Origin of the sequence: Tardiphaga sp. 172_B4_N1_3 (assembly GCF_052076035.1) — a bacterium.
Taxonomy (GTDB): Bacteria; Pseudomonadota; Alphaproteobacteria; order Rhizobiales; family Xanthobacteraceae; genus Tardiphaga; species Tardiphaga robiniae.
On sequence record NZ_CP197238.1, the window covers coordinates 3,470,131 to 3,482,566 of the forward strand.

Genomic DNA, 12,436 nt, shown 5'->3' on the forward strand with positions numbered 1-12,436 from the left:
GAACGCGAGCTTTTCCGCTTCATTGGACGTACCGCCCGAAACAGCATCGTTGCGCACCCTTGTTAGGCAGTCGGGCAAGCGCAACGCACTGATAGGGTTTAACTTATTGAAGGGAAAGATATCTTCAATGAGATGGTGCCCAGGGGCGGCTCCGCATTGCAAAGCTATAATATTGACAAGACACATGATTTTTTAGGTTGATCCGAGACGCTACCAACGTCGATACCAACAATTTGCGAATGTTGACTGAGTTTTGCCGGGACAACGAATGCCCGGCCGCCCGCGGGCGGATATCGTCGACCAGCACCACCGGCAGGCAGACTACGGCACCATTCCCGATATGGGTAGGGCGTTGCTTTTCGATGAGACCGATCACCTGGGAGCGTGCTTCGCCAAAAACCGCTTCGATATGGATAGTAGCGAACAGTTAAAGGAGGCCGATCAGGTCACTTGGGACGGCTTCAGCAACAAGGTGGACCAGCACTTCGAAGGGGAGGCGTGGCGCCCCCGATCACCGCCGCGTCCAGTAGCGCTCGTGGCATACTCGAAGCGTTGGACAGGCTCAGACCCACCAACTGGCTTCGGTAGGATCGCACACTTCGCAGCTTCGGACACGACGGGCCTGTGAACATTGCCCGATATCTTGATCAACTAATACCCATCTGGCCGAGCACCCGCGACGCTGATTTAAAATAGGCGAGAATCGACCTCTACAAATTTGGCTCTGCCGCGCGAACGAAATCCGTAGCGCCTATACCCACGCCGTCGAACTCTGGCAGGAGCGTGTTCGGATGATGCGTTTTTGGGCCGACGCGCTTGACCTGTTGAGGGAGAACGGTCGCCTCCTCAGAGTGAGAGTGTGAAGGAAAACACGAACCGAAATGTAGCCGCGCCACTTAAGTAGCCTCATCACGCCGACATGTTCGCTTTAAGAAGCGACAGAAGTGATTGTACTGCCACAAGTCGCCGACGTCCGACCGTTGTGGTCGCGAGATGTCCCGCTCCTATCAGTTCGTAAAGCTTCGTGCGTCCCAAACCGGTCGCCTCACATGCTTCGTCGATCGTACAGGTGAACCGCTGGGAGAATGCAATCGTCTGCGGTTCAGCGGATTTTGGAAGGCATGGAGTAGCCTGTGACTGCTGTCCTCTGTTCTTCTCTCGACGTCTGTATCTCACGAAGCCTCCCAATCGCAAAGCGTTCGACGGCGAGAGTTGACCGCGCGACGAGCAACGTCAATGCGAGCAACCGAGAGCCCTCGCGTACAACAGCGTACTTCGACGGACTTTTCGAGCATATCCGGACATCAACGGCGGTGAGGAGAATTTTCACTGACCGCATCAGCCACAACAATGAGTCGCGACGGGCATGGCGGCTGTCATGCTTGCCTACCGAGATCTATGCTATCTCACAGCCTCCTGTGAAGTTGCGGAGGGCTAGTTGTGACCGATACGGTGCAGGGGGCAAACTAAACCTATCGTCGGCAACATCGTGCTTAGCCATAGTCGCAGAACCCGGCAGCTTTCGGTTGGCTCAATGTCCCTCAATTGTGCGATGTAATTTGGCGCCCCTGGAGCGACGACCGGTCCCGGAGCGCCTCGTCGTCCTCCCTGAGCTCTGTGTGAGGTCTGGATCCCTTCACGATGCAGTCTATGCTGAGACGCCATTGTCGAGCAGGCTTTTCTCACCCTTCGGCGTGAGCTGATAAAGGTCGCCGTCCTTCTGGACATAGCCGTCCAGCACCAACTCTTCAGCCTTCGCTGTATCGTCAAAAGCAAAGGCGTTATCGATTTCCCGCAGAACCATCAGTTGATCGTCTGTAAGCATGGGAACCTCCATTTCCCGAGCAACTACCGAACGCGCAGCTTGTTCCTATTTGCGATGTCATGCTGAAGACCTTGTGGCGTCCGCCTCTAACGCACGCTGTCGTTTGCGCGTCTCTCGCGTTGTGGGCAAAGAGATCCCCAATCGATTCGCCTGACGTCTGACGGCCTGCACATTACGTTTCATGGCCGCAGCAATTTTGATCGGCGATGCACCCGCTTCAGCCATGGCTTTAAGTTTTTCACTTTCTTCGGCCGACCAAGGCCGGATTAGCGGCATCATCACTCATACTCCACCAACCGAAGCGGCGTCTTTTCCCTATTGCGCTCGTAGGCTGCAATCGCCTGGTTCGACAGCAGCAGAGGACTGACGACTCCCTGCCCGATCTGGTACGCGACATGCTTTCCAATAAATTCAAACGCTTCTTGCAGGTCGCGCAAGCGGCCAACCCCCGCCAGGTAATCCAGCGCGATCTTTACAGATTGCTCGTGCAGGGATTCCGTTGACTGGCTCAGGCTGCCAACTCCTTGCGAACTGCGGCGGCTGAGTTGCCGACCTTGGCGACCGTCTTCTGCAGCTTGTCTTTATCCACGCCGAGCTCCTTGGTCCAATACTTGACCTCATGCGCCTCGTGCATGTTGATCTTGCTGCGATCCGGCTGCCCCTTGTTCTTCAGATCGTCCATGGCATCCTCCAGTGTTTGATGCCTAAAGGAACGCATTTCTGACTTTCTTGTTCCGGCGCGGCCAGTATGGCGGCCGCCGCGGTAGGTCGCCGCGCCTCTTCGCGGTACTGATGCCGGCCTTCTAAAGGGACGAGGTGTCTTTTTGCCGCCGCTTGATCTGCACGAATGAACTTTGGGTTGAGTGGCGGGTTGAGAAATATGCCCAAGCGCACACGGACATCGGCCCCTATGGGCCTTCAACCTTCCCAGTCGGAATCCTGCTCGCAGATGATGCCGACAATGCCGATGGCCGGAAATTCCAAGACCGGCCCATTTCGTCCGATCAAGAAATCGGCGAGCGACAAGGAACGTGCTCACTCTGCGAAAGCGACGCTCCGTAAATCATTGCAGAAGCAGCGAGCTATGCAGCGCGGCTAGCTGTTGCGCTGAAGATCGTTTTGCCGAAGGAACGAGAGGCCATGCACCGTAAGGCGGTGATGATCGGTCTCCCCCTCACTGTGCAGTTGGTCAAGATGCTGGGAAAGCTGGGCGCGGACGCCCGGTGCTTCCGAATGTCCTGAGAGAGCGCCATAAATATCGATGGCGCGGTCGACGGCCGGGATGTTCATGGCGAGCTTTCTGATGGCCACAGCCACCCGTTCACCGTCGCCACGTGCGACAGTTGTCGAAGTCAAGTCCCGCTACTTCCTATCGTTCCGAAATTTCTCAGTTTTCAGTCGGAGCTAGGTGATCTTACCGGATGATGGATCGAGTTGGCATTCAGCCAGTCCTCGTTGTCTGCAGCTGAGATCCAGTAGTGTGCCATCTGTAAAAGCCGGAGAGCTTCAGCCTGGTCCGTGGCTTCTTTTGCCTGTTTCGCTGCATCGGATGCCATCAACCGAAACGACGTACCTTGGCGCATTTTCGCTCTCCATTTCAGCGAAAACATAAGCCACTGTTGCGCTAAAGGTTTCTTCGACGGGTGGGAGGACTTACGTAGTCCGGCTCCAGTGACGGAGCCGGACATTTAGCCTTAGAGATCTTGCTCTGCTTCGACGTTGACGACAGATTTGGCCAGCGCGGTCAACGCAACGTCGGTGGCCTTCTCTTCCTTCAACGTGGCATCGAGAAGCGAGACAGCTTCAGGCATCCCCAGCTCCTTCGCCCAGGTCGCCAGCGTTCCGTAGCGGGAGATCTCATAGTGCTCCACCGCCTGTGCCGCAGCAGCAAGGCCGGCATCGAGAGCAGGCATGCCCTTGTATTCGGTCATGATCTCTGCGCCTTCCTTGGTAATACCCATGATGGCTTCACACTTCTTGGCGGTCGGCTTCTTGCCGAATATCTTGAACACGCCTTCGAGCCGCTTGATCTGACCAACGGTCTCCTTCTGATGCTTCAGAAAGGCGGCCTTGAGTTCTTTCGATTGTGCGGCTTTTGCCATCTTCGGCAGCGTGGCGAGAATCTTCTTCTCGGCGAAATAGACATCCTTGAGCGTGTCATGGAAAAGGTCGGCAAGAAGCTTCGGCTTTTTGGCCATGGGAAATTTCCTCCAGTAGCCCTGGTGAGCTGGGGCGGCTTATCACGCCAGCCCAACAGACCGCTGGAACTTAAGTTCCGATGAGGAGCTGCGCTCTTCTTTCCAAAACGCGATGGCCTTTGTTCAGTTACCCTTGATAGCGCCCAACGAAAAAGGCCCCCGGGAGGGAGCCTTTTGTTTTGAAGAGCAACGCGTTCAGCGATGGCCGTGGTGGATTCCACGATGCATGTGACCATGACCGCGCTTCACGATAACAACCTTGTTGGCACGATGACCGCGATGGTAGCCGCCGTGATGGCCGCCGCCATGCCGCACCACTACGGTCTGAGCATCAGCCTGTGAAGTAGCGGCAGGAACAGCGATGCCGATGGTAGCGAAGGCAGCGATAGCCAAAAGAACTTTGCGCATTATCTTCTCCTTTGATGAGCGGAGATTGAATGCGCGACTATAGGGGCCGTTCCGTCGTCTCAGGATAAATTTCCTGAATGATTGTTCAGGAAACGCCGTCAAACCTGCTCTTGCCTGCGCCGTAGCGTCTCCACCGCCGCCATCCCCGCGGACACCATGCCGCCGAACGTGCGCTCACCCGCATTCACGCGCTTCAGTATTTTCTTGGCGACGAAACAGCGGTTCTTGTGGTTGTCCAACTCGCGCGGCAAGACCTCGCACGCTTTGGTAAGGGCTATCTCCATCTCAAGAATTGTTCGCTTGTCGACCATCTGCGCGACCAATGGCGGTGCGCTGGCGACTGGCCGTCCGGCAATTCCATCTTCCATCAACATGACGACCTCCTTTGTTTTCTCCTATATCGTGCATTTGGTGTTTTAGTTCCTTCAATGGGAGCTGCGGTGCTTACGGCGGCTACCGAAATGGGCAACCCGCTGTGACGCGCCGCGCTGCAGCGCACCATCAATTCATTCTGGACCCTGCGATCTACCGTCGCTACGCTTTGCACAAGTTCGCTTCAAAATGCGAGCGTTGACGATAGAGATTACAGGGAGAGACCATTGAACGTTCTTCAGAAGACCAATCGGAATACCCCAGATGAAGCCACGATTATCGCGTGGGGGCTTTTTTGCTTCATCTTGGTATCGGCCATCACCATGATTGGTCTCTACGTTGGTTTTCGGAATTAGATAGTGAAAGGCCGCGCGGACGATCCGGCGAGCTTCTAATTTTTCAACCTCTGCCGGCGACGGTCCCACCAGATGAAATACTGGAGAGACGATTTCGAGCTCGACTGGACGCTCCGCGATATCGGTGGCGGCCGGCTGAAGCTGTCCCCGATCACGGAACACCAACTCAGCGAACTCCTGGAGATGGGCCTCGTCGAAATCGTGGACGACCAGGTCAAACTGACGGAGGCCGGAAATCGGAAGATCCAGTGAAGCCTTCCTACCGAAGGACGATCTTCTGGTGTTCTGATTTGGCTCACACAGAACAAGGGAGCTTGCGAGATGCTAAGAACCGTGATCGCGTTGTGCAGCCTCTCTACAAACTCGACAGCGGTCTTGAGATTGGCATAGGTGCCGCCATTGTGCTGTTCGTTGACATTCGCGATGTCAGAACGGCTCGCGTCGCAGATGCAAGTAGCGAGGATTGAACTCGCCGCAGTCCGCCAGACCCGCCCAATTTCTGATGGTGAGAGACCCGCTCTTGAGGTCGGCAAGATCGGTGTCTCGAAGGTTGGCCAAAGCGCGGTTTACGGTAGCTAGCGACAGCCCGAGAGCCTCTCCCAGCTGATTAAGACCTATCGGCAGAATACACGTATCGTCACGCGTTAAGCCGGAAGCCCGCGATCGGTAGAAGAGTTCGCAGAAGAGATGAGCCATGCGGGCAGGGGCGGACCGCGCGCTATTGTTCGTGATCGCTTCACGGAAGATGGCTGCGTCGATCAGGGTTTCACGCCAGATTGCAGCGCCAACCTTTGGTCTACTATCGAATAACTTCATCAAGTCCCGATGCGGGACCGAGGCGACGACGGCCTTGCCGATCGCGCAGACGGCATGATCCATCACCTCGATGAAAAGACACTGTGAATCCGGCATGTCGCCAGCGAGATGAAAGGACAAATACTGGCGTGCGCCGTTCGGCAGGAGATGATAGCGAGCCAGCATTCCTTCGACGACGATTGCGGACACCTTGGGTCGATCGCCTTGCCGAATGAAGTCCTCATGACTATCCAATTCGCGGACAGAGCACGGCAGCCGGCGGATCTCCAAAAGGTCCTCTTGGCTCAGGTGCGAGTGCTCTTTCAGTTTGTTTATAAGGACGACTAGAGGGTCGATTGTAGCCTCCTACGCGGCTGAACCTGTTCGGCTGCGCTCAGCATCCTAGTCATCTTGACGGTGGCTTCAACTCGCTCGAAAGCCAGCCCTTGCTGCGCTCCATCGGATCGACCTCGCACCTCGCGCATCTAAACTCCAAATCTCCCTTTTCAGATGACGTCATCTTGCGATTGCACTTTGGGCATTTCGGCGCTGAAGACCCAATAACTGTCATTGGGTTTGCTCGCGAGCGCTGATCTCTCGCCGAACTTCTCGAACACTTGCGAAATGCAGGCCAAGTTCACGAGCACGTTTTTTGACGGAAGCCATTGGTCGCTTCATAGCCGCACATGCTCGTAGTAGCGTAGCCCCCTCTGCATGTAACTGTTTGAGCTTCTCCAAGTCCGCATCTTGCCATGCGCGGGTTATCAGCTGACGCTCATTCATGTCGGTTCCTCCAACGGTTCCTCGGGATGGAACCACAAGCCAGGAGGTGACATCGTCTCATTTGAGACGAATTACCGAGAGCGGATCTCAATGTTTTTTTGCGGTGCACCTTCGCCGTTTTGCCACCCGGATCCTTGCCACCCACGGCGTCGTCTCCAACATGCTGGCGATGTAATCGCGTCTGGTGCCTTCCATGTCAGACTTCCGAAATGTCCTCGACCGAGGCTCAACGCGCAAGTTGAGGCAGCAGAAGCCTGCGATCGAAGATTAACGTCCTTGGGAGCTAGGCAAGTGCGCGTCGGGCCTGACCGGCTTGTCGATACTGGAGGGTGTTGTCTTGGTTGCTCGAACAGCAACGTTAGGGAACATTGTTGCTTAAAGGCCTGGCGGGTAGGTCGCTCTACCGCCGGGCCGACCGAAGCGAGGCTTCTGGGGTCAAGATTCGGTCGCTGTCATCCTGCGTTAACTCCGACCGCAAATCCATCAGCCGTTAGATTGAGGCAACTCGCTCAATCCTGTTCTCGAAAAGTGAACGTGGAACAACTTTGGAGCGAAGTACGTTCTGATTACCAACTCTGACGTCCATACCAGTCGTCGACTTCCTTCGTGGTCTGGTCCTTGGCGTAGCCATAACGCTCTTGAAGACGACCCTCGAGTTGCTCCCGTTTGCCGTTGATGACGTCGAGGTCATCGTCAGTGAGCTTGCCCCACCGCTCCTTGACCTTGCCCTTCATCTGTTTCCAATTTCCTTCGACCCTGTTCCAATCCATTTTTTCTCTCCCTTGTTAGTTTCCCGTGCGACACTAAGACAGCGCCCGCCAGTCTGAGAAGCGCCCCGAAAATTTTAGCGTCACCCCTTGACCGAAAGCAGCGAAAATCTACATCGATAATCGCCTTTAAACGAAAGGAGTTAGGAGGCCCAGCATGACAAGCGCTGCCATGTCGATGAATGAAATCCACGCAAATTCTCTACTCGCCAGCACCTTCTCGCACCCGCGGGAGGTTCTTGCCAATCCCTTCTTAGACACGCTGCAAAAGCGATGCATCCTAGCCGCTTGGGCATCGGATGCGTTTACTGTCGAAGGGAAGCCATGGCTACGCCAAATTCCAGGCTCCCATGAGACTGTTAGGATTGGTGATATTCTCGCAGCTCTCCGATCCCTTGATGAGGATGACGGTCCCCCACCGAAGACGTCGCGAATGCCGTTGCCGGAAGCACCCATACGTGTCCGAGCCGTGGGCCAGACCGTAGGAGAGGATCGACGCCGCCGTTTAGCGGACATCCATCCATAAGACGCGAAACCATTTTCGCAAAGAAGCCGCCCGAGCATATTGCTCGGACGGCTCAATCGTCGACCCATCGAAAAGATCGATGCACGTCCGCCGCAACGTCAATGAGTGTCGGTCCTTTTCCACTTTTCAAGGTCCGGCTTTTCCCGGTCCTGAGCAAACTGTTCCTTTTCCGGCACGCCTTTCCAGGGCTTGTCGGTCTGTTTCGTCGGAGCCCAATCTGACTCCGTGCGGGGATCATCTTTGGGATTTTCTTTGCTCATGGTCCCTCCGAAATGCTACTTGCCGGCGCCGATGTTGCCGCCCTTGATGTTGCCCAGCGAGTTGTCCCCTTGCCCCGAATTGCCGCTGTTGCCCTTCAGAGCGGTATTGCCGCCAGTATATGTGCGGCCGGTACCGGTGGTCATGCCTTGACCGGAGGTGACGCCCTGCTGAGTGTGGTGCCGGCGGGACTTTTCGGCGGACGCCGACGACATCGTGGCACCGACGAGGAGAAGCGCTGTAGCGCTGATCATTATAATCTTTTGCATTGAACCAAAGCCAATCTGTTCATGAAGCCCTTTTCAGTCGAACGTGGCGCTGCCTGACTCGTTCCGCGTCGGGCCCCCAATAACAGCCTCGTGGCAATCCCCGAACCGGCCCGCCAAGCTCTTCTCGTGGCGGTCAGATAAACTAACGAGAAGCGTGCAGGCAAGGTGAGCATAAGAAGCCGCGGCCGAAGAGCATCCTGGCCGTGTACAATCGCTTCTTTATCATTCTGGAGATGCAAAACCAGATCGTAGATGCGCCCCCTCGTCAAAGCGTCTACGCCCCTGGCAAAACCAAGATATCGGGCGATCTGATCTTCCAGTCCGATGCACTTGGTACACATATTGCGCTCCCATTTCAGGCTGGAGCTATGCTCTCATCACTGATTATTAGCCAAAATCCAAGCAGCGATGAAGGTTAAGTAATGCGACCGCTCTTGTTCCCTCCACTCCTACGCGATGAATAAAGGCCCATTGGGTATCCAGACTGGCCTCGACATCCGGAACCAGTCGCTGACATTCCTGGAGGCGCACTTCGGCAAAGCCGGGACCTATTACTACTGGATATCACGCGGCATCGACGAGCGTCCTGTCCGCGCCAACCGCATGCGGAAATCTATCGGCGCCGAGAACACTTTCTTCGACGACCTCACCGAGTTCGACCCCATGATTGCCGCGCTGCAGCCCCTCGTCGACAAAGTGTGGCAACACTGTGCGAACACAGGGAACCGCGGGCGAACCGTCACGCTGAAGGTGAGGTTCACTGACTTCGAGATCATGTCACGAAGCCAATCAATGCCGACAGCCGTATCAAACCTCGAACGGGTCGCGGCATCGCTTCTCGAACGCTCGATGCCACTGCCGAAAGCCGTGCGGCTTCTCGGTGTTTCGCTATCGACACTTCAGACGAAGGGGGACGACGCGCAATCCCAGTTCCAATTACCAATCTAGCAGCGCTAAGCCGATTCAGTCCGTCGATCAGTGATCGCCTTGCGCAGCGTGCGCGACAAAAGCTCAACCGAATACGGCTTCTGGATGAGTTCAAAGCCTGTATGGGCGTTTTCGGCTAGAACGTGGCTGTAGCCACTTGTCAGAACGACCGGCAATCCAGGGTATTGGTCGCGGATAATCGTGGCCATCTCCACCCCGTTCATGCCGGGCATGATGACGTCCGAAAACACGAGGTCGAATGCGAATTCATCCTTGGCTAGAACGTCCAGTGCCGCGGAAGCTGACGTCACCCAGTCGGTTGCGTATCCGAGATCCTGCAGAAGCTCTGTCGAGAATCCCCCGACATCCGTATTATCCTCGACAACAAGAACGCGGTGCCCCCGCCCGCTTGTCGCTGCGCTTGCTAATGGCGGCGCGCTGCTTTCGACTTCGGCGCCAGTTTCGGCCCGCGGCAGATAAATTGTGAACGTCGCGCCCGCTCCAAGCGTGCTGCTGACGCCGATCTCGCCGCCCGTCTGTTTGGCGAACCCGAAGGCCTGACTCAAGCCGAGGCCCGTTCCTTTTCCCACGTCCTTGGTCGTGAAAAATGGTTCGAAGATCGCATCCAGGTACTCGCTAGCTATGCCGACGCCAGAGTCAGTTACGGAAACCGCGATGAAGTCGCCCTCCCTCAAAGGATGAGAACGCATCCCCGGGATCGAACCCACTGCCGCGACACCAATGACGAGGCGCCCTTCGCCGTTCATGGCGTCGCGTGCATTAACAGCGAGATTGACCAACGCGGTTTCGAACTGCGTTATATCGGCCATGGCGAACTGGTCGGCAGTCTGAACTTCCAGATCAATCTGAATTCGGCCGCCGACCAGTGGTCGGATCAGATTCGCCACGCTCGCGACCTGCGTACAAACATTGAAGACGCGCGGAGCAAGCGGCTGTCGGCGAGCGAATGCAAGCAACTGTCCGGTCAGCTTGGCCGCACGGTCAACTGTATCGGAAATCGCGTCGATATACCGCCCTCGTCTCTCCTCGGGAAGATCGCGCCGACGAAGAAAATCTGTGGCTGACCTGATAATCGTCAGGAGATTATTGAAGTCGTGCGCCACGCCTCCGGTGAGTTGTCCGACCGCCTCCATCTTCTGAGCCTGGCGCAGAGCGTCCTCGTTCCGGCGACGCTCGGTCACATCGACGGCCTCTGCCAAGACGGCTGTAATCCTACCTCCACTTCCAAATACTGGGCGCATGGCGAGGTCGAGATGCCGCCCCGCGCCGGATAGGTTCAATTGAACTTCGGCGCGCCACGCATCGCCGCTCAGTGCGGTTTTAAACGCGCTGAGAACTCGTTCGGGCATACGGGGCGTCGCAGCAAACCAGGGCGTATCCCAGAACGGCATCCCGAGCACTGTCTTCGCTTCGACCGCGATGGCGGCAAGTGCGACCGCATTGGCGAAAACGAGCGTACCATCGAGCGCGAGCAATCCCTGATACTGGTTGGTCGTCTCCAAAATGGCTCGTAAATGAGCCTCGTGGGTATGAAGTTGCGCGGTTCGCTCTTCAACCCGCCGTTCAAGCACCTCATTCAACCCACGCAGTTCGATCTCTGCTTCTTTTGCAATCGTGATGTCGTGGGCAACCCCAATAAAGCCGATATGCTTACCCGCCGGGTCCCATCGGGGTTGCGATTCGGATCTGACCCAACGCCACACGCCATCCGCACGTCGATATCTGCTTTCCAGCACGAACGGCTTTAGGGATGCCTCACCTGCAATGCTCTCGCGCACGACGCGCGCCATATCGTCCGGGTGAAGGATGGTCCTCCAATCGAAAGCCAACGCTTCTTCATATTCAAGGCCAAGAAATTCCATGTAGGCTTTGTTTGCGAAGGACCGCGTCCGATCAAGACGTGTCACCCACATCGGGACTGGCGCACTGTCGGCGATCAATCGGAACCGCTCTTCACTCTCGCGTAGCGCCTCTCTGGCGATCGCACGTTCCGTGATATCGATATGAGCGCCGATCATCCGCAGCGGTCGGCCTTCTGGATCACGCTCGATACGCGCCTCTGCTACGATCCAGCGAATTTCCCCGTCGCTGGGCCGAATGATGCGATACTCCGAAGAATAACGTTCCGCATCGCTTTTCAGAAGGTCCAGAAATTGCCGCTCAGCGCGCTCCCGGTCGTCCGGATGAAGCCTGGCGACCCAGTCTTCATGTGTCTCGTTTGCAGCTTCAGGGGGTAACCCGTGTATGGCGAGATATTCAGGTGATCGTCGGTTCTGAAATCCATCGCGCAGGTCGACGATCACACCGCCGACTTTCGCGATCCGTTGGACCTCCGCGAGTTCGCTTTCCCGATCGCGCAGGGCCTGTTCGGACGCTGTCAGTTCTTTCGCCACGGCTTCCTCGCCATCATGCGGCGGTCGGCCGCTCTCACACTGTTTAGCAAGGCGCAGGGGGAAAGTCCGCTAAAACAGCGTGCCCTCGGAGATCGCAACTCAATAACATGACGCAGAGTTCCAACTTCTCGCGGTTTGGCATTTATGCTAAACATTATCTTATGAAGAAAACGACAGTAGCAAAGCAAAAATCAAAAGGCCGACCTGCGACCGGCCGAACGCCAATGCTCGGCTTTCGCGCCGCAGACGAACTACGCGGCAGGATTGTTCATTGGGCCGAGTTTCAGCCGGACGCTCCGAAACTCTCAGAAGCTGTGCGCCGCCTTGTCGAACTGGGCCTTACCGTTAAACCGTCTCGCAGAAAGAACGTCGCTCATAGAGCCCGTGCCAGTGAGATGGCCGCCGGCGCAATCGACAAGCTGACGGACAAGGGCGCCAGTGCGGACGATCAGGCCAGTCGGAAGCGGCGCCTGCTCAAAGGGCCCGAGGAATTCCGCGACGTCCGGGTCGATCGGAAAGCAAAAAAGTAAGGCGTAGC

The 12,436-nt window shown here is 56.4% G+C and carries 18 protein-coding genes and 1 pseudogene; 5 read left to right on the top strand and 14 right to left on the bottom strand.

Annotated elements, in window-relative coordinates; genetic code table 11:
• The first annotated feature begins 268 nt into the window (after positions 1 to 268).
• Entirely contained in the window at positions 269 to 628 is a 360-nt protein-coding gene (locus AB7783_RS16415) for a hypothetical protein (RefSeq protein WP_439072814.1), read from the top strand.
• Positions 629 to 909: 281 nt separating this feature from the next.
• Here AB7783_RS16415 and AB7783_RS16420 read toward each other — a convergent pair whose 3' ends face one another.
• The 9 genes from AB7783_RS16420 to AB7783_RS16460 all read right to left on the bottom strand — a co-directional run bounded on the left by AB7783_RS16420 (position 910) and on the right by AB7783_RS16460 (position 4,805).
• Positions 910 to 1,176: a helix-turn-helix domain-containing protein gene (locus AB7783_RS16420; RefSeq protein ID WP_439072815.1), complete on the bottom strand. Its 267-nt coding sequence runs from the start codon at positions 1,174 to 1,176 to the stop codon at positions 910 to 912.
• A 472-nt stretch (positions 1,177 to 1,648) separates the two neighbouring features.
• Positions 1,649 to 1,825: a hypothetical protein gene (locus AB7783_RS16425; protein ID WP_172980498.1), complete on the bottom strand. Its 177-nt coding sequence runs from the start codon at positions 1,823 to 1,825 to the stop codon at positions 1,649 to 1,651.
• A gap of 57 nt (positions 1,826 to 1,882) precedes the next feature.
• Positions 1,883 to 2,107 carry a hypothetical protein gene (locus AB7783_RS16430; RefSeq protein ID WP_441278229.1) on the bottom strand — a complete coding sequence of 75 codons (225 nt, stop codon included), beginning with the start codon at positions 2,105 to 2,107 and terminating at the stop codon, positions 1,883 to 1,885.
• A complete protein-coding gene (locus tag AB7783_RS16435; protein WP_439072816.1) occupies positions 2,104 to 2,262 on the bottom strand; it encodes a hypothetical protein in 159 nt (52 codons plus the stop codon). Before AB7783_RS16435 ends, AB7783_RS16430 begins: the two co-directional genes overlap by 4 nt.
• 71 nt (positions 2,263 to 2,333) lie before the next feature.
• Positions 2,334 to 2,507, bottom strand: a complete 174-nt coding sequence (locus tag AB7783_RS16440) for a DUF3606 domain-containing protein (RefSeq protein WP_120293199.1) — start codon at positions 2,505 to 2,507, stop codon at positions 2,334 to 2,336.
• A 413-nt stretch (positions 2,508 to 2,920) separates the two neighbouring features.
• Entirely contained in the window at positions 2,921 to 3,181 is a 261-nt protein-coding gene (locus tag AB7783_RS16445) for a hypothetical protein (protein ID WP_441278230.1), read from the bottom strand.
• A gap of 338 nt (positions 3,182 to 3,519) precedes the next feature.
• The gene (locus AB7783_RS16450) at positions 3,520 to 4,023 is read right to left on the bottom strand and encodes a YciE/YciF ferroxidase family protein (protein WP_120293195.1); all 504 of its coding nucleotides are present in this window, start codon (positions 4,021 to 4,023) and stop codon (positions 3,520 to 3,522) included.
• A gap of 195 nt (positions 4,024 to 4,218) precedes the next feature.
• Positions 4,219 to 4,431, bottom strand: a complete 213-nt coding sequence (locus AB7783_RS16455; protein WP_141137210.1) for a hypothetical protein — start codon at positions 4,429 to 4,431, stop codon at positions 4,219 to 4,221.
• Positions 4,432 to 4,529: 98 nt separating this feature from the next.
• Positions 4,530 to 4,805 (bottom strand): hypothetical protein, encoded by a 276-nt coding sequence (locus tag AB7783_RS16460; RefSeq protein WP_439072818.1) that lies wholly within the window; start codon positions 4,803 to 4,805, stop codon positions 4,530 to 4,532.
• A gap of 426 nt (positions 4,806 to 5,231) precedes the next feature.
• On the opposite strand from AB7783_RS16460, the gene AB7783_RS16465 reads away from it, so the two are divergent.
• Positions 5,232 to 5,411: a hypothetical protein gene (locus tag AB7783_RS16465; protein ID WP_439059594.1), complete on the top strand. Its 180-nt coding sequence runs from the start codon at positions 5,232 to 5,234 to the stop codon at positions 5,409 to 5,411.
• 174 nt (positions 5,412 to 5,585) lie between these two features.
• Here AB7783_RS16465 and AB7783_RS16470 read toward each other — a convergent pair whose 3' ends face one another.
• The 4 genes from AB7783_RS16470 to AB7783_RS16485 form a co-directional block, all read right to left on the bottom strand.
• Entirely contained in the window at positions 5,586 to 6,311 is a 726-nt protein-coding gene (locus tag AB7783_RS16470) for a Crp/Fnr family transcriptional regulator (protein ID WP_441279709.1), read from the bottom strand.
• A gap of 992 nt (positions 6,312 to 7,303) precedes the next feature.
• The gene (locus tag AB7783_RS16475; protein WP_441278231.1) at positions 7,304 to 7,507 is read right to left on the bottom strand and encodes a CsbD family protein; all 204 of its coding nucleotides are present in this window, start codon (positions 7,505 to 7,507) and stop codon (positions 7,304 to 7,306) included.
• A 621-nt stretch (positions 7,508 to 8,128) separates the two neighbouring features.
• Positions 8,129 to 8,290: a hypothetical protein gene (locus tag AB7783_RS16480; RefSeq protein WP_184511611.1), complete on the bottom strand. Its 162-nt coding sequence runs from the start codon at positions 8,288 to 8,290 to the stop codon at positions 8,129 to 8,131.
• 15 nt (positions 8,291 to 8,305) lie between these two features.
• Positions 8,306 to 8,542 (bottom strand): hypothetical protein, encoded by a 237-nt coding sequence (locus tag AB7783_RS16485; RefSeq protein ID WP_441278232.1) that lies wholly within the window; start codon positions 8,540 to 8,542, stop codon positions 8,306 to 8,308.
• Between the two features lie 218 nt (positions 8,543 to 8,760).
• Here AB7783_RS16485 and AB7783_RS16490 point away from each other — a divergent pair, with 218 nt between their 5' ends.
• Positions 8,761 to 8,976, top strand: a complete 216-nt coding sequence (locus AB7783_RS16490; protein ID WP_441278233.1) for a hypothetical protein — start codon at positions 8,761 to 8,763, stop codon at positions 8,974 to 8,976.
• 52 nt (positions 8,977 to 9,028) lie between these two features.
• Positions 9,029 to 9,505 (top strand): annotated as a pseudogene (locus AB7783_RS16495) (DinB/UmuC family translesion DNA polymerase); the annotation flags it as partial.
• A 5-nt stretch (positions 9,506 to 9,510) separates the two neighbouring features.
• Here AB7783_RS16495 and AB7783_RS16500 read toward each other — a convergent pair.
• Entirely contained in the window at positions 9,511 to 11,898 is a 2,388-nt protein-coding gene (locus tag AB7783_RS16500; protein WP_441278234.1) for a PAS domain S-box protein, read from the bottom strand.
• A 107-nt stretch (positions 11,899 to 12,005) separates the two neighbouring features.
• Between AB7783_RS16500 and AB7783_RS16505 the strand changes: the two genes are divergently transcribed.
• Positions 12,006 to 12,428 (top strand): hypothetical protein, encoded by a 423-nt coding sequence (locus AB7783_RS16505; RefSeq protein ID WP_441278235.1) that lies wholly within the window; start codon positions 12,006 to 12,008, stop codon positions 12,426 to 12,428.
• The last annotated feature ends 8 nt before the right edge of the window (positions 12,429 to 12,436 follow it).